The sequence below is a fragment of the Moorena sp. SIO3H5 genome, assembly GCF_010692395.1.
Lineage (GTDB): Bacteria > Cyanobacteriota > Cyanobacteriia > Cyanobacteriales > Coleofasciculaceae > Moorena.
Genome location: NZ_JAAHHS010000058.1, coordinates 1 through 20,068, shown reverse-complemented (window position 1 = coordinate 20,068; position 20,068 = coordinate 1). Strand labels below are relative to the sequence as shown.

The following is a 20,068-nucleotide window of genomic DNA, read 5'->3' as shown; positions in this document are numbered from 1 at the left end:
GTTTTTGGGGAATCTCGATACTATAATTAAATATTTATTAGAAATCCGAACACTGAAAACTCCGCCACAAAGCGAGCGGAGATGAAAGTGGCTAGCGACTTTAGTCGCCATCAAAGAAATTCTTGAATGATTCCGCAATCATAGTCAAGAGTGTTGGACTATAGAGTATAGGGTACAGGCTGAAAAACCGTTCGCGTAGCGTGGCCTTTGGCCTTGGCGCAACCGGGGTAGAGACCCGCCACTGCTTGACCTTAAAGTAGTAATGCCCAGAGGGTAGGGAAAATCCTCTTTAAAAACCCAATCGTTAACTAACAATTAACGTGTGAACCCAGAAAAAATAACGCTTTGAGAAAGAAACGGTACGGTGGGGCACACCGAAACCAGGTGAAAAGGAAGGAAACGGACTTTTTAGACTTCCTGACAGGTAGCCAAACGCCTAGGGAGAATCGCCCTCTGGGTCTACTGTGAACTAAACTGAATTCTTGGTCTTGACGGGTTTTTGGTTTAGATATTGCCTAGTTTTTGGCGGCGTCAAAGATAAGGACACAGTGGTTTAAGGCGGCTCGTTGATCTAGGAATCCCCGCGTATCTAAGGCCGGGGAGTGTCAATATTCTCTCTTCGTAGGTAGATCTAACGCTATGGGGTTAACCATTGATTGTTACCCCTTTGCTTCCTTGAAGCATTTGAATATAGGACTACCAATGAAGGTGTTTGACACTGATACAAGCAGCAAAAGCTCTTGTAGTCAACTATTGCCTATTGCCTATTGCCTATTGCCTTTTGCCTTGAGCTATATCATCTAGGGTGCGTGAACTAGTTCGTATTCAGGAATCTACTCAGGAAATGTGACAGGAAAATCCCTATGTCAACCAGGAAGTCAACCAGGAAGAAGTTAGCGAATGCGATCGCAAAACTACTGAAACAGGTAGTCAAACTCTCTCAAGCCATCACCAAACCCTTGATGCGTTGGCTGTTGCGTAGCTTATTTATTTTACACCGTCGCTCCCGGGTGGCAACAGCAGGGTTTGTGTTGCCTACCGCGATTATGGTGACCTTGGTGGTAACCTTGCTGGTAACTGCCATTGTGTTGCGCTCCTTTGACCGGGTCAGAAATGCCAGTAACTATCGGGTCAATCAAGCGGTGTTCAATGCTGCCGCTCCAGCCATTGAGCGGGCTCAAGCCAAATTGGAAGCCTTGTTTGCTGACCCCACCCTGCCCCGCGCTACCCCATCCGAGGAAGCCTTGGAAAATGCCTTTAAGAATACCAGATACAACTTTGGTGATGAAACCCGTTTGACCCTCGAAGACCAAGAGACTCAAGACACCATAGACACTGCCTGGAGGTTTCCGGTTGATACGGATAATAATGGCAAATTCGATAGCTACACCCTCTACGGAATTTATTTCACAAGTCCAGATCCATTAGACCGAGACGAAAATGGCAAACTCAAACCCAGAACCCCTCTACAAGCGAGAACCCCACCCATGGGGGAGTCGAACGACAGCGGTCCATGTGCCCTAGCCGGTGATACTAGCGCTAGCTTAGTAGATAGTTCCGGGTGGTTTAAGTCTGGAGCGAAATTAAAGAAAAGTATATTTGTTTACACCGCAACCGTTCCGATTGTGAGTGGGGATACACAAATAGATGGTCAAACCTATGAGGCTTACAAGGGTGAGGCGGGATTCTCAGCTCTAGAGTATCAGCAAGACCGAGCTAGAATTCCCCTGGTCAACAATGCCATTGTCTACGAGGATGATTTACAAATTACTCCTGGAGCTGGCATCCAGATTAATGGGCGGATTTTTACCAACGGGAATTTTCTCACTGGTAATCGTGGTGGAACTAATCAGTATTTTCAAGTCAGTAGCCCGGAATCTTGCTACTACACCGAAGAAAACAGCAAGATCATTGTCGGAGGCAATATGGCCTTTGGTCGTGTGGATCAGAATGCCGATCAACAGGGAGGCACGATACATCTGTTCAATGGAAACGGAGCACCGGACACAGATTTTAACTTAGGCGAAGATGAAAATAAATCCGTTGTCGAAGAACCTAATCTGATTGGCGATAACAGCCAAGCCTACACGGCACGAATTAATGCTCTGGTAATTGCTCAGTTTGATAGAGGTAGGGATACTGACCCCGATGAAGTAAAGGGAAGGTACGAAGACTTTGAAGGAGAGGAGCGTGACAGACAACGGCTCAAAGCTCTAAGGATATACTTCAAAGACCGCACCCGTCGTGTTCCCTATGCAGAAGTTGAAGAGGGTGGAGACCCGGGAAATGCCAATCTCCAAGGTACTGGTAACGATCTTCGTCCCCAGGATGAATGGATATTCCCTTATAGACCAGGTACTACAAACAGTAACAATCAACTAACACTCAATATCGACGGAGGGGAGCTCAATCCTCTAGCAACGGAACCAAAGGTACAAGAGAGAGCAGGTCAGGAACTACAAATTGGCGATCGCGTTTTGATTGGTCATGGTTTACCGGCTCGATGGTGGGATGAGAGGACAGAGCAATTCCAAGGTGCCAGAGCTATACAAGACATTGGGGGTGGCGTTACGTGGAATGACAACGACGAGAATCGCTACCGCACTACCCAAATCACTCCCTTGTCTGACTTAGGGGATACTGACCGCAATGGTTTCTGGGAAGCAGCAGCGGCCAGGCAACCTCGTCAGCCCCTGGAAGGGTATGGGGGATTGCGGGTAGTTACCGGTGCTGGGATTTATGTGGATGATGATGAGTCTGATCTGTTGCCGAGAACCAAAGGAATTCCCGACTTCCGCCGCAATAATCCTACGAATCCTGAGTTGGAGTCTTATTTGCCCCCTCCTGGTTGGGATATTAGGTTTGTGGATCCCGGAAGTCAGGGTACTGATGACAGAATACAGGTAAATGACATAACAGCCCAATTGACAGGATTCCCCATAGTTGTCTGGCCAGATACCATGCCCATGCATGGTGGTGTAGATGATGATTTAACTGATAATAATGGTAATGGTCCTGCTGGTATTACTGATGCTAACCAGAAAAGTGACCTATTGATGAGGGCAAGCGCTGTTTATCACTACACCCAAAACCCAGGCACTGACACTGACCCAGAAAGCGAAAATGGTAATTTTAACCAAGAACCGATTGCCTGTGTGAGTAGCTACTATGACCCCACAGATGAGAACTCCGCTAAAAATAATGTGGAATCTAGGGATTCGAATTGGGACACACCAGACCGATTTGATCCTAACAACGGCAGGTCTAACAATGGCATTGTTTACGCCTTTCCTGGTAGAAATGCTGGCGACTCAAGACTGATACGACAATCCCAATTAGTATTTCCCAATGGGCGTCTTGTCAATGAACCCTTGAAAACAGCTAGACTCAAACCAGCTGGTGAGCGCACCCTCGCTGATAATTCAGCCATTGATACCGCCATTTGCGCCTTAGCAATTTTAGACGGTGCTACTCCTATGGGTAGTCCACCGATCCCCCATGGGGCAATCTACGAACAATCCTTTTTGAATGCCAGACAAGTCCAGGAAATTAATCAAGCTCCTAACCAGGCCAATAACTATGCTCTAAGAGAACATCAATATAACCTAGGAATAGAAGACCGTCAGCCTCTGGAAATCAGAGCTACGGTGTTGGATCTCGATCTGCTCAGAACCACAGATATTGGGACATCACCCAACGGTCCGAGCCCAGAATTTCTGTTACCCGATAGCGGGATTATCTACGCCACCCGTGATGATGCCTTACCAGACCTCAGTCAGAATGATCCTGACGCTACCGATGAAGAAAATCTCAGCTCCAGTAGCGTAGACTTTACCCTAGACCCCACCCGCCGTCCCAATGGAATTATGTTACGGAATGGGACAGTCCTAGCCCGTCAAGACGAAAGTAACTCATTTACATTGACCGAGGATACCCCAGGAGCAGAGAAAGGGTTAATTTTAGCCACCAATTTGCCAGTGTATATCAAAGCCGATCCCAACGAGATCAACGGGGATATAGCATCGGGCTTTAATTTACACCAAACCCCAGGGGGCGATTTGGTGGAAGAGTTTACACAGCAACTAGGAAATCAAAAATGGCAGGATACTCCAGGTGGCAATTTCTACGGTCGTGACAATCTAGATGAAAACTTTGCTTGTCGCACAGATGATGATCGATTGCCGAATTGTAATCCAGGGGATTTGTGGCGACCAGCAGTAGTGATTGCTGATAGCGTTACCCTACTGTCTAATAATTTTCAGTTTGGTTACCGCTCCGATGGGGACTATGACCTAAGGGGCATACCAATGGGTATTGACTTGAACCAGAATGGTGAATTAATAGAGCTTGTTAATGAGCCTCCTGGTGCTGATCTCAATGCCAATGGTGTCCAAGGTGAGATTCAACAAGTTTTAGAGTCTCAAATTGTCATAGGTTATGACATGAACGGGGATCAAGACTTAACAGACAACATTCCTCTAAATGAGGAAGAAATTCAGGTTGACCTGAATAATGATGGTCGAGTAACTAACATTGACGTTAACGTTCAAGAATCTGAGATACCTGTTGCTTTAGGACTAAAACTAAATGGCATATTTGACAATAATTTTGTCACCAGTGCCAACTGGTGGGATCCTTGGGAGGATGAGATTACTGAAATTCCAAACCCTCAACCTAGTATTAGACCAGATCCGAACGATACCAATCCGAACCCTAGAAGAATAAACAGTTCCTACCTAAGCAATTTTGTCACTCCGATTCAGCGACGGGTGCTATTTCCAGAGTATGTGATGGAAATCTGTCGGAAAGTGCCGGTTTCAGCTTGTAACCCTAATGACTGGGTGGTTGGCATTGATAATAATCGTAATCAGAGATTAGATCCAGGTGATATACAAGCACAGCTAACGGCTAGTGACCCTGGAATTTTCCAAAATCCTGGTGTTAATGTCAATCAACTTTTGTCCGGCACAACCGCAAGACCTGCCATAGATCCCGCCGATCGACGCTATCCCCGTCGCGTTGCTTTCCAACGGGATCCTGCTACCAACAACTTGGTTCTCAATGGCGGTCTTCCGATTCCTCTGGGAATCGACGGAGCTGATGGAACAGGAGATGATAATGGGACTGTCCAAGCTTACCAATACAATAATTTCAGCGGTACCAACAGACCTCGATTAGCACCCCATGCTCTGTGGTACAAAACAACTCAAGATCAAAGAAACCCTAGCAATCCTGCTCGAACTCGACGAAGCTTCGGTACCGACACACCACTGTTTTACCAAAGGCCATTAAACCCAACAACAGAGCAACCAATGTTGGTACCAGTCCTACAAGTTCACTCCCTGACCGCTGAACCTGGACCGAGAAATGTCGGACTGCCGATCATAGCCGGGGAATGTGTGGAAATTGAACAGGGCTGGACACAGCAAGCCAATCCCGATGGAGAAACCTTTAATGTAGTGATTGCTTCCGGGGATAGTCCCCCAAGGGCATGGATGAATGATAATGATGGTGAAAATGCTGAAAATAATGGTGGTGTAGCTAACTTCGTCCGTTACCTAGAAAACTGGCGGCAACCGGGAGGAACCTGTGCCAATACAAACGGTATTCCCGCTCGGATCAGCGGCTCCCTAATCCAGTTCAAGCGTTCCGCCTATGATACAGCCCCATTCTGGCATGGCCCCCGGAAGGCCCCGGATAAAATAGTTCCCAGTCGATTTGGATACCAGATAGATGATGATGATCGAGGGGCTGGAGCTTTCATGCCCTATGCCGCTGCTAGTGGCCGACTGCCCTATTACATGGCACCCCAACGTCTATATGGTTTCGATGTGGCTCTGCTGACTCAGTTACCTGACCTGTTCTCTGGCCTGTTTACCACTCCCTCAGCGGGAGACCCTGATGAGTTTTTCCGGGAAGTTGCCCGAGATGACCGATGGGTGAAAACATTACTGTGTGCTACAGAGGGCGAAAACGGACCTTTAGCGGTTAACGGGCGCTATTGTCCGTAAAAAAACGGTGCTTGATGGTTGAACTATGAATAATCAAACACTATTGTGATTAATCTGAGGGTGGTGGGCAGTGCCTACCACCCTGGTTTACAAGGAAATGAATTTAACTCCAGCACTGCCCACCCTACATATTTCTCCGGTTCCCCCCTTGTTAAGGGGGGTTAGGGGGGATCTGACAGGGTGCATCTCCTAAAAGCTGTTTGACCAAGTGGTGCGTTACGGGGCGGACGATACCAAGACTGGCTAGGGAGCAAAAAATAAAGGCAAGTCCGCCCCTAACACACCCTACGAAGTCTGACGTTGCTGAATTAAGGAATGAATGCGGGATCATCTAGTTTTATTAAAGCCCCCTAAATCCCCCAATTCTGGGGGACTTTGAAAGTCTTTTTCCCCCCAAATTTGGGGGGCTAGGGGGGCAAAACCATACCCATAATCAGCAACGCCCGAAGTCTTGCCTTTTGCCTTTTGCCTTTCTAAATCGACTCCCGACTCCCTTAATAATTAATAGTTAAACCATGATCAATCCCCAGAAGCAACAACCCCTTTCCCAATCATCAGATGCTGGTTTCACAATCATGGAATCCTTGATGGCAATGATGATTATTACAATTCTGATGGTTGGCATCTCACCGATGATTGTCTTAGGAGTGGCCAATCGAGTCCAGTCGCGACGAGTAGAACTAGCAGTGCAAGCGGCTAGAGCCTACATCGATGGTGTACGGAGTGGAGCGATCGATCATCCCGAACACAAATTAGAAATGGAACTTGATGGTGGAAACAACAGAAATGAATTTGCTCAGACTGACGCTCCCAGACCATCAAACTTGACTTGTGACAAAAATTCCTATTGCGAGAATGAGGATGAGAACAGTATTTACTGTATAGATCTCGATAACGGTGGCTGTAGCAGTGACAGTCCAAGAGACTTAATTATCCAGGGATTTCGCAGTATCACTTCATTAGGAGACCCAACTAATAATACTGATAAAAGTTACTTTTTGGGGGTGCGGGTTTACCGAGCCGATGCCTTTAAGGATCAAGGTGAGTTGAAGATTGGAGAAAAGGGGGATAAGGCGAAAGCCGGGGGACCTGGATTAAGCGATCGCAAAGCACCCCTAGTGGAAATGACTACAGAAATTACCACAGGCACACCAAGTTATAGCCGTTTTTGCGATCGCCTAGGTTGTAACTAATGTTTTAACTCATAGGGTAACTACTATTAGAAACTACTGCTATAAATCACAAGCAAAAACCCCAACCATGATTAACTCACTCAGAACCTTACTCGCCCATAAACTTAAAAATAATAAGCCTAAGCTCAACCATGGCGGTTTCACTTTAATTGAACTTCTGGTTGCCATGATCGTTGCGGTGCTAATCATCGCGCCACTATTGAGATTTATGATTACTGTCCTAGATACAGACCGTAAAGAGCAAGCCAAGGCTACTTCAGAACAAGAAATTCAAGCCGCTATGGACTACATAGCCAGAGACTTGGAGCAAGCGGTCTATATCTACGATGACTCGGAAATCCATGACCAAATCCCACCAGATGCTAATACAGTAGATGGTTGTAACTCAGATAACTGTACACCTGTGTTGGTATTCTGGAAGCGGAAGCATTTTGATAGAGAAGACGTAGTCGATGGCGAAACCATTGGCGACTTAACCGATGGAAATGATACCTTTGTTTATGCTCTGGTTGCCTATTACTTAATCACTGAAGAAAATCCGACTTGGTCAAATATTGCTAGAATTGGTCGGTTTGAAATTCGTGATGAAGTCATCGATGTAAATTCACGGGAAGTTGGTATACCTGCTAGCTCGGGCTTTAACTCGTTTGATCTCAGTAATACGACAGGAAGCAGCCTCAAGGAAAAATTGAATCAGTGGGAAAAAGGGGCTGGTAATTACGATACTCCAGTTCAAATTTTGGTAGATTACATTGACAACACAGCAGCTGCGGAAGTAACACCAGATTGCCCAAATAACTATTCCTCGGTTCCAAATGAACCAAACGGTGGGTTCTATGCCTGTGTGGATGCAGACAAAAAAATCGCCCAAGTATTTTTGAGAGGAAATGCTTTAGCTCGGCTGAAGACTAATCCAGAGGACTATGAATACCAACCAAACCGGTCTAGCTATTTCCCGACCGTAACCATGCAAATTGAAGGACGGGGTTTCTTGAATATTAACTAATATAGCAGTTTTTTTTAGGGAGTAGGGAGTAGGGAGTAGGGAGTAGGTAGTAGAAATTTACTCTAACCAATTCATAAGGGATAGTACAATTAAATTTACTTATTCATAAATATCATCAACAAACCCTATAGCATTATATGTTTACATACATAAAAATGGAAGATCATCAAAGCCTAAAACGAAAACAAAATAATGATGCTGGATTCACCTTTATGGAATTACTAATAGTAATTTTAATGGTAGGAATTTTATCATCTATTGCTGCTCCCAGCTGGTTGGCTTTTGTGAATCGACAACGAGTGAGTAAAGTCAATGAAAGAGTATTAAGTGTGATCCAAGAAGCCCAGCGACAAGCTAAAAATAAAAAACTCCACTACAGTGTTAGTTTTAGGATGAACGACGGAGTTCCAGAAGCGGCAGTTCATCAGGATGATACTACACCAGAGACCTTTCAATGGCAGAGTTTAGTTGGTGATTTAGGGGTCAAACCGGATCAAGTTTGGGTGGGGACAAACCTAATTGATGACAACACATCTGGTGGAACTTTATTGATTTTGGAAGATCAGCAAACAATTACCTTTGATGACCAGGGCGTTCTCAAAAATGCACAAATTGCCTCAGAGGAGTTTGGCTTAGCTATTGGAGTCGCTGTTCCCAATTCTAATAATAAAAATAACCCTATTGAATCAACCAAGCGATGTGTAAAAATAAAAACTATTTTGGGTGCCCTAGAAACTGATAGAAAAGGGGGATGTCCTCCGTCAACATAGTGCTGAGTGGGTTAGAAATGTAAAAAGTAAAACGTAAATCAGGGTGATAGTCCATGCAATTCAATAGCCAACAGGGCGATCAATCCCGAGCTGATGCGATTGCGCGTAGCGCAATCGCAGGATTCACTCTACTGGAAACTATTCTGATAGTGTTGGTCGTTGGACTATTGGCTGCGATCGCAACCCCCAGCTGGCTCACCTTTATCAATCATCTGCACCTCAACATCGCCCAAGACCAAATCTACCGAGCTATGCGCATTGCCCAAAGCAACGCCAAACGAGATAAAGATATTTGGCAAACGAGCTTTCGAGAAAAAGATGGCATTGTCCAGTGGTCAATTCACCGAGCTATGGGAAAAACATGCATTTTAGATCAAGTCCATTGGCATAGCCTTAGCCCATCCATCGCCATCTACAAAGACAAAAATAAGAAAGGTAAATCCGAGACTACCCTAGCCAAACCAAAGGGAGACTGTTCAAATACTGGAGTATGGCGAGTCCAGTTTAACTACAGAGGAAACACCAACGGACAACTGGGACAAATCACCCTAATCACCAAGAATAATAGCACCACTCAACGTTGCGTCTATGTATCAACCTTGCTCGGAGCCCTGCGCAAGGGTAGATATCATCCTAAACCGAATAATAGTAAGAAGTATTGTTATTGAGGGCTCTACTACTGTAACTCTGACTTAGTCTTCTGATCATCTAACTTTAAAATCAACACTCCTAGGGGTGGCAAACACAAATCTAGGGAATAGGGATGATTGTGGAAGTACCATTCATCTGTCCACTTACCCCCAAGATTCCCCATATTACTACCACCGTATTGGCGAGCATCACTATTGAGCAATTCCTTGTAGAATCCCATCTCGGGGACTCCTACCCGATAATGACTATGGGGCTGAGGGGTAAAATTGCACACTGTAACAATAAACTCTTCAGAATCGTGAGCATAGCGAATGAATGACACCACACTATGGCGATTGTCACTACAATCAATCCATTCAAACCCGTCCTGGTCAAAATCCTGAGTATAAAGGGCCGGTTCCCTGCGATACAGATGATTCAGGTCAGTAATAAACTGCTTCAAATTTTTATGGGGTTGATATTGCAACAAATCCCATTCCAAATCTCCCCAGACATTCCACTCACTCCACTGACCGAACTCCATACTCATAAATAGAGTTTTCTTACCTGGGTGAGCAAACATATAAGCATACAAACAGCGGAGATTAGCAAACTTAAGCCACTCATCTCCAGGAATTTTCCCAAGCATATTACTCTTGCCATGAACCACCTCATCGTGAGAGAGGGCAAGCATATAATTCTCAGCATGGTTGTACCACATGCTGAAGGTAACATTATTCTGGTGGAACTTGCGAAACCAGGGATCCATGCTGAAGTAATCTACCGTATCATGCATCCAGCCCATATTCCACTTCAGATTAAATCCCAAACCTCCTAAATAATTTGGCCAAGACACCATCGGCCAATCTGTTGACTCTTCCGCAATGGAGAGAACACTGGGATAATAACCAAAAATAACCTGATGAGTTTGCCTAAGGAAATCCACCGCTTCCAGATTTTCCCGACCCCCATACTGGTTTGGTATCCATTCTCCATCTTGACGTAAATAGTCCAGATAGAGCATAGATGCTACGGCATCCACCCGCATGCCATCAATGTGGTACTTATCAAACCAGAACAAAGCGTTAGCTACCAGAAAATTCCGCACTTCGTTACGGCCATAGTTAAAGACTAAGGTTCCCCACTCCTGATGTTCACCTTTACGGGGATCCGCGTATTCATAGAGATGAGTACCATCAAAGAAAGCCAAACCATGACCATCTTTGGGAAAATGACCGGGTACCCAATCCAAAATGACCCCAATCCCATTTTGGTGGCACTGGTCGATAAAATACATCAAGTCTTGTGGGCTACCATAGCGCGAGGTACAGGCATAGTAACCGGTAACCTGATAGCCCCAAGACCCATCAAAGGGATGCTCCGCCAGGGGCAAGATTTCGATATGGGTGAAGCCCAATTCTTTGATATAAGGAATTAATTTTTGGGCTAGTTCTCGGTAAGTCAGGAAACGGGCTCCTGGTTTGAGGTCTGAAACGGTTACCACGGTTAGGGCTTCACCATTTGCTCCCTGAGGAAGTTCAGCTGAAGAACCATGAAGCCAAGAGCCCAGATGTAGCTCATAGACAGAAATCGGTTGCCTCAAGGGGTCAGTGTGACGCCGATGCTCCATCCAGTGGTGGTCATGCCACTGATAGTGATCCAAGTCGGTAACAATCGAAGCAGTTTTCGGTCTGACCTCTTGTTGAAAACCATAGGGGTCAGATTTTTCGTAGATATGACCTTCAGAATTTTTAATCTCGTACTTGTAGGATTCTCCAACTCCCAGTTCAGGAATAAAGAGTTCCCAGATACCGGTGACTCCTTTGCGCATCTGATGTTGACGGCCATCCCAATGATTAAAATCGCCGATGACTGAAACATTACGAGCATTAGGTGCCCAAACGGCAAAATAGACTCCCTCAACCTGATCAATTTCTGTAGGATGAGCCCCCAGTTTCTCGTAGATGCGGTGATGATTCCCTTCCGAAAATAGGTGCAAATCAAAATCGGTTAGTTTGGCAGAACGGAAGCCATAGGGGTCATAGCTAACCCATTCCCATCCGCCTTTTTTAATCCGCAGTTGGTAATTAGCCAGCCGAGGTATCTCAATCTCCACCTCAAAGAAGTGAGGATGGTGTACCGATTCCATGGGGTAAGACTTCCTTTCCGTGGGCAGAACTACCCATGCTGCCTCTGCATTTGGTAGATAAGCCCGCACCACCCAACTCACGTTACCATCCTGCTCAAATTTATGGGAACCAAGCACTTCAAAGGGGTTATGATGTTGGTTTCCTACGATCTGGTCAATTTGTTCGGGAGTAATTCTTGAAGACATTAAGGCTAAACAAGTCTGGGAGTATCACCGTTAGAACGGAAGGATTGTCCGAAACAAATCGCTCAGTTGCAACAGAAAAATCAATTCTCGAATCTGGGGGTCAAGGCCAGGGGGGATTGAGCGTTGTGCTATGGCATCTTGCAGTTGGGCGTATTCAGCGGGACTCATTGGCTTGCCATCAAGAGGCGATCGCGCTTCAATAATAATCTCGGTTCTCAACACTTCTTCCGGTAGATCCTCCGGAGGTGGTAAACACCAAGCTGGTCTAGCTATAAGTATAGCGATAGTTAATTCTAGGCCAATTCCTAACAATTTCAACGATTTAGCCATCACCAACAAGATTGATTACTTCAATTGAGTCGTTAATAAAATCCTATCTCAAGCTATTCAGCACTGCCTGTGGCGTCTGGATTAATCAGTGTGGCTGTGTGATTGATTTACAGGAATAATTTCTATTGATGGGATTGGTTTTTTGCTCTAACCTTAGGGTGATGGCTAGGGTTATGGGTGCGCTCAGGAGTTTTTTTCTGATTTTTACTACTAGTTTCTAGGCTATCACAAATACCCGTCTGTCGGTAACTAACGATTCATCCTGAATCTGACCTGATGCTAAGATAGGTGCGTTCTAGCATGATCTTTGTAGCTAGTAATAACTGCTACCAAGTTAATCTTGGTCAGTAGCGCTTTTTGATTTAGCTGACCAGCCTAAGACCTCTGAAGTCTCAGCCACCAGATTATTTTCCTGCCCTGATTAAAAGTTACCGGTTTCCCATAGGTGTTTCCAACAACTAAGGAGTTTTTTATGAATGCTGTTCCTCGCTCTGCTCGTACTCAAAGAAATCGGTCTCAGCAATCATTGGCTATTTCAAAAAACCAACGTTCTAGGATAGCACGACCACCAACACATACTATGATGTCACCGAAAACCCCTAAGCCAAAGGTTGAAAATGTGAGCGTTTTGCAGCAGCAAACACCAATTTTGTTGAAAGCCTTACTATTTTTAAAAATTGGCTCAGATATAGTAACATTTACACTAATTGCTACTGCTGTCACGGTTTATTCCTGGACAGTTTACAGCCAGCAACAATGGAGCCAAGAGTATCGTAAGCTAGAGGAGCTGCAAAGAGATGAGCGCAATATGACAGCAACAACGGAAGTGATCAAAGATCAACTCGCTCAACAGGCCGAAAATCCAGCAACAGGGCTGGTTACTCCCAATCCAAGTAATACAATTTTTCTCAAAAAAGCTCCTGAACGTCCTCAGCCTCAGCCATTTACCGCTTTCACCAAACCTCCTGAGCCAAAACCCAAGAAAATCACACCCCTGGGTTACTAGTTTGTTGCCTAGGTATAGGACGAATGGGGGTAGGGAAAAATATGTTTAGGTATATTCAGTTAAGTATATCTTTATAAGTATATTTGTTAAAGATGATAGTCAGGTAAAACCTTATGAAGCCCGGTAAGTCACTGGGAAACAACCGTTTGAGACTGCTAATGATATGGGTAATAATGATGGCAGGCGGCAGTGGGCTGTTGCTAAATTTACACCGTTTGCAAGTTTCAGAAGGATCGTCCCTAGAGGAAAAAGCACGGCGGCAGCAAATGGTCTATATGCGGCCGTTTGTACCTCGCCGTCCTATTGTTGACCGCAAGGGGAATGTTTTAGCCATCGACCGACCTGTCTATACCTTATATGCTCACCCGAAGTTGTTCAAAAAATCCTTACAGGAAATTGCTGCTTTGCTGGCTCCGATGATCAAAAAAACACCAACAGATTTGGAGGAGCAGTTCGGTAAACGTAAGAGTGGTATTCGCTTGGGCAATACGATCCCAGAAGCGATCGCAGACCAAATTGCTCGGTTGAACTTAGATGGTTTAGAGTTGATTCGACAATACTCCCGCTTTTATCCCCAAAATGAATTGGCATCAGATGTGGTGGGTTATGTAAACATTTTCGATCATCTGGGTCAAGCGGGTCTAGAATACACCCAAGAAAAGTTCCTAGAACGGGAGATAAAAAACATCCGACTGAGCCGTGCTGGCAATGGAGCCTTGATGCCAGGTCATGTGCCAGAAGGATTTATGCATCTTGATGACCTGCGGCTACAAATAACTATCGATAGTCGCCTGCAACGAGCAGCTCGCTCTGCCCTCAAGGAAACTATCAAGAAGTTTAATGCAGAGCGTGGCAGTATCATAGTGATGAATGTACACAATGGTTCCTTGTTAGCCCTAGTTTGTGAGCCAACCTACAACCCCAATCAGTACTCTAAATTCGATGTGAGTTTGTTTAAAAATTGGGCGCTGTCAGACTTGTATGAACCTGGTTCAACATTCAAACCCCTAAACGTTGCGATCGCATTAGAAACTGGTGTCATTACAGCCCAAACCTTGTTCAACGACACTGGTAAGATTCAAATTGGCGAATGGCCGATTCTCAACCATGACTATAAATCAGTAGGCGCTCGCGGGATGATCAATCCCACCAAGATTCTTCAACATTCCAGCAATGTGGGCATGGTGAGGATGATGAAAAAGATGAAACCTGAGGTTTACTATGACTGGTTAGAGAAGCTAGGTTTAAAGCAAAAAGTAGGAATTGAGTTACCAGCTGAGACGGCTGGACAGCTCAAAAGTAAGTACAAATTTAAAGTTTCCCCAATTGAACCAGCTACGGCTTCCTTTGGTCAAGGCTTTTCCTTAACCCCAATTCAGCTAACTCAGATGGTAGGTGCCCTTGCCAATGGCGGTAAGCTAGTGACTCCCCATGTGGTTCGCGGACTGTTTGACACCAAAGGGAATCCCCACTGGCAACCACGCCGTCCTGCACCGAGACGAGTATTTTCCCCCAACACTACTCGGACAGTGGTGGAAATGATGGAAACTGTAGTAACTGATGGTTCTGGAAAGGCATCCCGTATTCCTGGTTATCGGATTGGTGGTAAGACTGGTACGGCTCAGAAAGCTAGTCCTAATGGGGGCTATTATAGCGACGCCAAGATCACCAGCTTTGTGGGAATTTTGCCAGTAGAATCTCCCCGCTATGTCATCTTAGCAGTAGTGGATGAACCCCAAGGCAATGCCTTTGGTTCTACCGTAGCTGCACCATTAGTCAAATCAGTTATAGAAGCACTGATTGCCATTGAGCAGATTCCACCATCATCTCAAAACTTCCGCTAGTAAGGAAACTTTGTTTTGAAATGAGTACAATTCAAGCTCTGGTTTGACTTGTCTGCACCTGTGCTAATAACTGATCAATGTTACTGGCTGCTGGTTTACAACTAAGTCCCTGACAAACTAAACCAATAACAGAATCTGGCAGATGGGTATCTAATTGATAAACACTGACGGGGAAATACCCACAGATCACGGAAGTAAGTTGCTCAGCACCAGCGCGAATCAAAGTGCAATTGCGGTACCAATCTAAAGCAGTAAATATACTGGGACAGGATTGAGGGGATGTGTTGAGCACGCTACTAAATGCTTTCAAGGCTTGCTCTGCTCGGTCAAGGTATCGGAGATCTTCAGTGAGTAAAGCCAGACGTACTAGGTTAGCGATCGCTACGCCATTGGCAGATGGTGTGGCATTATCCGTATAACTACGCTCGTTTACTAACAGTTGATCACTAGGGTTACTGGCAGCATTATAGTAACCACCATTATCCACACTCCACAGCAATTCATCAAACTCCTGCTGAACCTTAACCGCTTTCTCTAACCAACTAGCCGGTGACAGGTTGGTCGGTTGCAGATTTGAACCTTGGCCAAAAGGCAATGGTTGTTCTACTGACAAACTTGCTTGATGTAAATCCAGCAGAGCTTTGATAAACAAGGCATAATCCTCAGACTGAGCCAGCACTGCCGGTTGACCATCATAGTTTAGTCGGTGGAATCGTCCTGCTACCCATTGATTGTTGAGGATGAATTGAGCAGCAACAGTTGCTAGTTGCCAATAGTCCGGTTCAAGAAACACACTATAGCCTCGCGCTAGACCAGAAATCATTAAGCTATTCCAGGCAACAATCATTTTGGTGTCCGTTACTGGTGGAATTCTACCGAGCCAGTTCCGGGTTTTTGCCTCTTGATTGGTCTTCGCTGGTGGAAAGGTTTCCAGGAGATCCGGTTTGGCACCATAACGTGCTTCAAACAGTTTAGCCAAAGTAGCTTCAGTGTTCTGGCTAAACTGATCTGAGTAACGGCGCTGCAACACATTCTTGCCTTCAAAGTTGCCCTCTTTGGTCAGAATAAATTCTTCCTGAATTGCTGTAAACTCCGATGGGCTTAGCAGTTGTTCTAGTTCTGAATAACTCCAGACATAAAACTCACCTTCTTCAGGTTCACTGTCTGCTGGGGTCGCGAAATTATCTGCATCTTGAGCAGCATAAAAGAAACCATTTGGAGCGGTCATTTCCCGCTTGAGCCATTGAACTGTTCCTGCGATCGCTCGTTTAAAAGCGGCTTCCTGAATCCCTGCACTCCACAAATCTACCAAGTACTCCACAATCTGCCCATTGTCATAGAGCATTTTTTCAAAGTGGGGTACTGTCCAAGTGGGGTCAACCGTGTAGCGATGAAACCCCCCAGCGACATGATCGTAAATACCCCCTTTAGCTAAGTCTAGTCCCCGCTTTGCACAAGCCTGCTCTGGATTATACTCCGATGCCCAATCGAAGCGAGTAACCCGTAGTGCCATACTGGCATAGGGAATCATGGGGAAACGTGGACCTGGATTGAGATCATTAACGACACCCACACTAACTTGACCACCGATAAATAGCAAATCATCACCAAGCTGCTCTGATTCCGGTAGTACTGCTGCCTGTTGAAGGTATCCCAGAATGTCTTCTTTGAAACTGTCAAGCTTGCCTTTTTCTAAATCATAGAAGCGACGAATTGATTGGAGCAACTGCAAAAACCCCGGTCGTCCGTAGCGTGGTTCCACAGGGAAATAGGTACCTCCATAAAAGGGTACCAAGTCATCCGGTGTCAGGAAAATATTAAGGGGCCATCCTCCTTGACCTGTCATCATCTGCAATGCTAGCATGTAGATGCTGTCAATATCCGGTCTTTCTTCCCTGTCTAACTTAATCGGAAGAAAATTAGCATTCATATACTTGGCAACTGCCTGATGGGAAAACGCTTCGCCCTCCATGACCGTACACCAGTGGCAGCTAGAGTAACCGATAGACAAGAAAATTGGCATATCTTGTTTTCTTGCCGTTAATAGGGCTTCTTCACACCAAGGCCACCAATCGATCGGATTTTCAGCATGCTTACGTAGATAAAGGCTTTGGGATTGGGCAAGGCGGTTAGTCATGACAGCTTCAGTAGTCGCTTCACCTTAAGTCTACCTTGATGAGTACTGAATCATTGATGTATTAGTCGTTAGTTATTTGTCGTTATTCCTTCTTTGTTATTAGGGTAGTTAAAAATCACCAATGACCAATGACCAATCATTATGAAACTTTGGTTTCCTCAAGAGTATTGCCAAAGTAATAATGATAGTAATCATAGCTACCGGTAGTGTAACCTTTTAAACCATTAGCAACTATACCCAAAACTCTGGTATGAGCAATTCTCAATTCACAGAGAGCTTCTTTAAACAAAATTTGGTTAGCTTTACCTAAACCTACCACCATCAATATCCCATTGGTATTAGGCTCCAGAAGTCTTGCATCCGCCAGACCAAGTAGAGGAGGGGTATCAAAAATTACTAGCTCAAACCGCTCTTTGAGATATTGAACTAAATTGTGCATCTTTTGGGAATTGAGAAGCCGGGTGGGGTCGGGAGAAATTTGACCAGCAGTTAGGACACAGAGATTTTCCTCTAGAGGCGATCGCTGAATGACATCATCAACCTTGATTTCGCTAGAAATAACATCGCTCAGTCCCCACAAATTAGGTAAATCCATCTTCTGATGTATCTGAGGAAAGCGCAGATTAGCATCCACCAGTAAAACCTTTTGCCCCATTGCTGCTGCTGCCTGGGCTAATAATATAGCTGTAGTTGATTTACCATCTGTTGGTTCAGCAGAACTCACCACTATAGAACTAATGGGTTTCTCAGAATACAGACATTGGAGATTAAATTGGAGAGAGCGAAACGCCTCTAAAACAGGATAAATCTGGTAACTACCAGATCTCCCCACACCGATTTGTGGCGCTGAGGCTTCCGGCTCGGGTATTATGCCCACACCAGTAACGGTAGTGCATTTCTGGAGTTCTTTGTTAAAGGGGATTGTGCCTAATATTGGTAAGCGAGTATAGTCTTTGATATCATCGGTGCTGTTAAGCAACCGATTTAACTTTTCTGCTAAAAACCCAGCCGTAGCACCTGCAACTATCCCTGCTGCTGCACTTAGGAGCAAAGTATCAGGCAAATTGGGGGATATTGGTTTTTGAGGTTGTTGCGGCTCAACTATTGTCTGCCAAGGGATACTGGTTTTACCTGATTCAAGTTCCAAAGTTTCCCGAACTGACTCAAAGCGGTTTAGGCTTTCTTTTGCTACCTCAATCTTTTGCTTGAGTTCTGTATATCGATCAGCAATCACAGCTAGCTGTTTGAGTTGTTCACTCATCAGAGTTTCCCCTTTAGTGATTGCGACCTGGCGCATCTCTAAAACATTAATTTGGTTCGCCGTCTCTACTAGCTGCTGAATCAAATTCAGGCGAAGTTTACTGGAGGAACCCGATTGAGGATTGCCACTCAAGTCCTGAATACGGGCATTCATCACCCTTTCTGTTTCCTGACTTAACAGGGGGAGTAAATTTTGCTGTTGTTGCCTTAATCCCTCAAAGGTAGATTGGTTTTCTTTGAACTGTGCCAAATCCAACACCATCTGACTTTCTACTTTAGAAAGTTTGCTGAGCAATTGTTGATAACGGGGTGTTTCTATAAGGTTAGCCACTGCTTCCGCTTGCTGTGAGGATAGCCCCAACTGACCTTTGAGTTTGCCATACAGTATAATGGTGTCTCGGAGCTGAGTTTGGGTAGCTTGTCTGTGTTGGACAATAGCATTGACCCGATTCGTCAACAGTTGACCCTGAAGTTGTGGATTAATCAGGTTGTACTTCTGCTGGAGTTGCTGGAGTTGTAGCTGGAGCTGATTAATTTGCCCTTGTATTTTAGGCTGCTGTTTCGAGACAAATTGAATTCCTTGTCTGATGCTAGCCTGTTGTTGTTGCTTAGAATACTCGATATAGCCTAGAGCAACCTTTTCCAAAACAAATTGAATTCTTTCGGGATCTGAATCTTGGTAAGCAATTTCTAAAAGTTTGGTTTCTCGCAGTCGGGATAGAATGATTCCTTCCCGGAGAGTATGATAACTTATTTCGGGATATTGGGTTTGAATTTGCTCCACAATCTCAGACATAACCTGAGGAGAGCTTAAGATCTGAATTTGAGTGTCATAGTCGAAACTTGTAGTTGGAGCAGCAATGCTATTTACCCCAGGTTTTCCCTGCAACTTAAACGGGTCTTCACCAGAGCTGGGTTCGAGTAACAGCTGGAATTTGCCTTCATAGATCGGAACTGCACTTAAGGTTTTGGCAATAATTCCGGATGTCACAGTAAGGGCCACCCCTGCCATCAAGACAGCTCGACGACGAGCAGCAGCTAATATACGACGCAGATCGAGAATGCTTGCTTCCAACTCATGGACTCCCCCTGTTAGTTGTGGAGAAGATCGATACTGCTGTTGACCACTAGGGTTAAATAGGGACGGCTTATAAGCTCCTTGGGAACCCATAATTCAAGTTCTTCTTGCTACTTGGGGATTGGGAATTGGAGATTGGATAACTGGTAGGATGCATAAACCCTAGTTACATGCTAGTTACAGCAAAATCGGGAATGATCAGGGCGGCTTTGTGATCAGTATGGATTAGCCCGAAGGGCTACGCTACGCGAACAGCAATAACCTTTAATTTTCCTTGCTTAAAGGTGAAAACAAGAACGTTCATATAAAATCATTCCGGACTCACGACGCAATCGCTTGCCAACTCACGAGGATATCCAACTTACCAAACTTTCCCAATTTACAGATACAAGAGTTATGCCACCCATCAGGATGAATAGGATTAAGGAAAAAGGCAAAAGGAATACTAGCTTCCTAACTTTGTCCTTT

General features: G+C 45.0%; 11 protein-coding genes. 7 read left to right on the top strand and 4 right to left on the bottom strand.

What is annotated here, in order from left to right:
- Positions 1–863 precede the first annotated feature (863 nt).
- From hpsA to F6K52_RS09315, 5 genes are all read left to right on the top strand, one after another.
- Complete coding sequence (gene hpsA / locus F6K52_RS09335) at positions 864–6,011, top strand: hormogonium polysaccharide biosynthesis protein HpsA (protein WP_293076684.1); 5,148 nt, start codon at positions 864–866, stop codon at positions 6,009–6,011.
- 515 nt (positions 6,012–6,526) lie between these two features.
- Entirely contained in the window at positions 6,527–7,204 is a 678-nt protein-coding gene (hpsB, locus tag F6K52_RS09330; RefSeq protein WP_293076681.1) for a hormogonium polysaccharide secretion pseudopilin HpsB, read from the top strand.
- Positions 7,205–7,271: 67 nt separating this feature from the next.
- Positions 7,272–8,210, top strand: coding sequence for a hormogonium polysaccharide secretion pseudopilin HpsC (hpsC, locus tag F6K52_RS09325; protein ID WP_293076679.1), 939 nt, complete (start codon positions 7,272–7,274; stop codon positions 8,208–8,210).
- Positions 8,211–8,365: 155 nt separating this feature from the next.
- Entirely contained in the window at positions 8,366–8,980 is a 615-nt protein-coding gene (locus tag F6K52_RS09320) for a prepilin-type N-terminal cleavage/methylation domain-containing protein (RefSeq protein ID WP_293076677.1), read from the top strand.
- A gap of 53 nt (positions 8,981–9,033) precedes the next feature.
- Positions 9,034–9,648 (top strand): type II secretion system protein, encoded by a 615-nt coding sequence (locus F6K52_RS09315; RefSeq protein WP_293076675.1) that lies wholly within the window; start codon positions 9,034–9,036, stop codon positions 9,646–9,648.
- 8 nt (positions 9,649–9,656) lie between these two features.
- On the opposite strand, the gene glgB is transcribed toward F6K52_RS09315, so the two are convergent.
- Complete coding sequence (gene glgB, locus F6K52_RS09310; RefSeq protein ID WP_293076673.1) at positions 9,657–11,945, bottom strand: 1,4-alpha-glucan branching enzyme; 2,289 nt, start codon at positions 11,943–11,945, stop codon at positions 9,657–9,659.
- Between the two features lie 30 nt (positions 11,946–11,975).
- Entirely contained in the window at positions 11,976–12,275 is a 300-nt protein-coding gene (locus F6K52_RS09305; RefSeq protein ID WP_293076671.1) for a hypothetical protein, read from the bottom strand.
- A gap of 472 nt (positions 12,276–12,747) precedes the next feature.
- Between F6K52_RS09305 and F6K52_RS09300 the strand changes: the two genes are divergently transcribed.
- A complete protein-coding gene (locus F6K52_RS09300; protein WP_293076669.1) occupies positions 12,748–13,281 on the top strand; it encodes a hypothetical protein in 534 nt (177 codons plus the stop codon).
- A gap of 113 nt (positions 13,282–13,394) precedes the next feature.
- Complete coding sequence (locus F6K52_RS09295; protein WP_293076667.1) at positions 13,395–15,125, top strand: penicillin-binding protein 2; 1,731 nt, start codon at positions 13,395–13,397, stop codon at positions 15,123–15,125.
- A gap of 31 nt (positions 15,126–15,156) precedes the next feature.
- Here the strand turns inward: F6K52_RS09295 and F6K52_RS09290 are convergent, their stop codons facing one another.
- Positions 15,157–17,262 (bottom strand): thioredoxin domain-containing protein, encoded by a 2,106-nt coding sequence (locus tag F6K52_RS09290; RefSeq protein ID WP_293076665.1) that lies wholly within the window; start codon positions 17,260–17,262, stop codon positions 15,157–15,159.
- 139 nt (positions 17,263–17,401) lie between these two features.
- Entirely contained in the window at positions 17,402–19,693 is a 2,292-nt protein-coding gene (locus F6K52_RS09285) for a polysaccharide biosynthesis tyrosine autokinase (RefSeq protein ID WP_293076663.1), read from the bottom strand.
- Positions 19,694–20,068 lie beyond the last annotated feature (375 nt).

What these genes read in the sequence shown, in the direction of transcription:
- F6K52_RS09320 (WP_293076677.1), top strand. Translation starts at nt 8,366, where the DNA reads ATGGAAGATCATCAAAGCCTAAAACGAAAACAAAATAATGATGCTGGA.
- glgB (WP_293076673.1), bottom strand. Translation starts at nt 11,945, where the DNA reads ATGTCTTCAAGAATTACTCCCGAACAAATTGACCAGATCGTAGGAAAC.
- hpsC (WP_293076679.1), top strand. Translation starts at nt 7,272, where the DNA reads ATGATTAACTCACTCAGAACCTTACTCGCCCATAAACTTAAAAATAAT.
- F6K52_RS09285 (WP_293076663.1), bottom strand. Translation starts at nt 19,693, where the DNA reads ATGGGTTCCCAAGGAGCTTATAAGCCGTCCCTATTTAACCCTAGTGGT.
- F6K52_RS09315 (WP_293076675.1), top strand. Translation starts at nt 9,034, where the DNA reads ATGCAATTCAATAGCCAACAGGGCGATCAATCCCGAGCTGATGCGATT.
- hpsB (WP_293076681.1), top strand. Translation starts at nt 6,527, where the DNA reads ATGATCAATCCCCAGAAGCAACAACCCCTTTCCCAATCATCAGATGCT.
- F6K52_RS09290 (WP_293076665.1), bottom strand. Translation starts at nt 17,262, where the DNA reads ATGACTAACCGCCTTGCCCAATCCCAAAGCCTTTATCTACGTAAGCAT.
- F6K52_RS09295 (WP_293076667.1), top strand. Translation starts at nt 13,395, where the DNA reads ATGAAGCCCGGTAAGTCACTGGGAAACAACCGTTTGAGACTGCTAATG.
- F6K52_RS09300 (WP_293076669.1), top strand. Translation starts at nt 12,748, where the DNA reads ATGAATGCTGTTCCTCGCTCTGCTCGTACTCAAAGAAATCGGTCTCAG.
- F6K52_RS09305 (WP_293076671.1), bottom strand. Translation starts at nt 12,275, where the DNA reads ATGGCTAAATCGTTGAAATTGTTAGGAATTGGCCTAGAATTAACTATC.
- hpsA (WP_293076684.1), top strand. Translation starts at nt 864, where the DNA reads ATGTCAACCAGGAAGTCAACCAGGAAGAAGTTAGCGAATGCGATCGCA.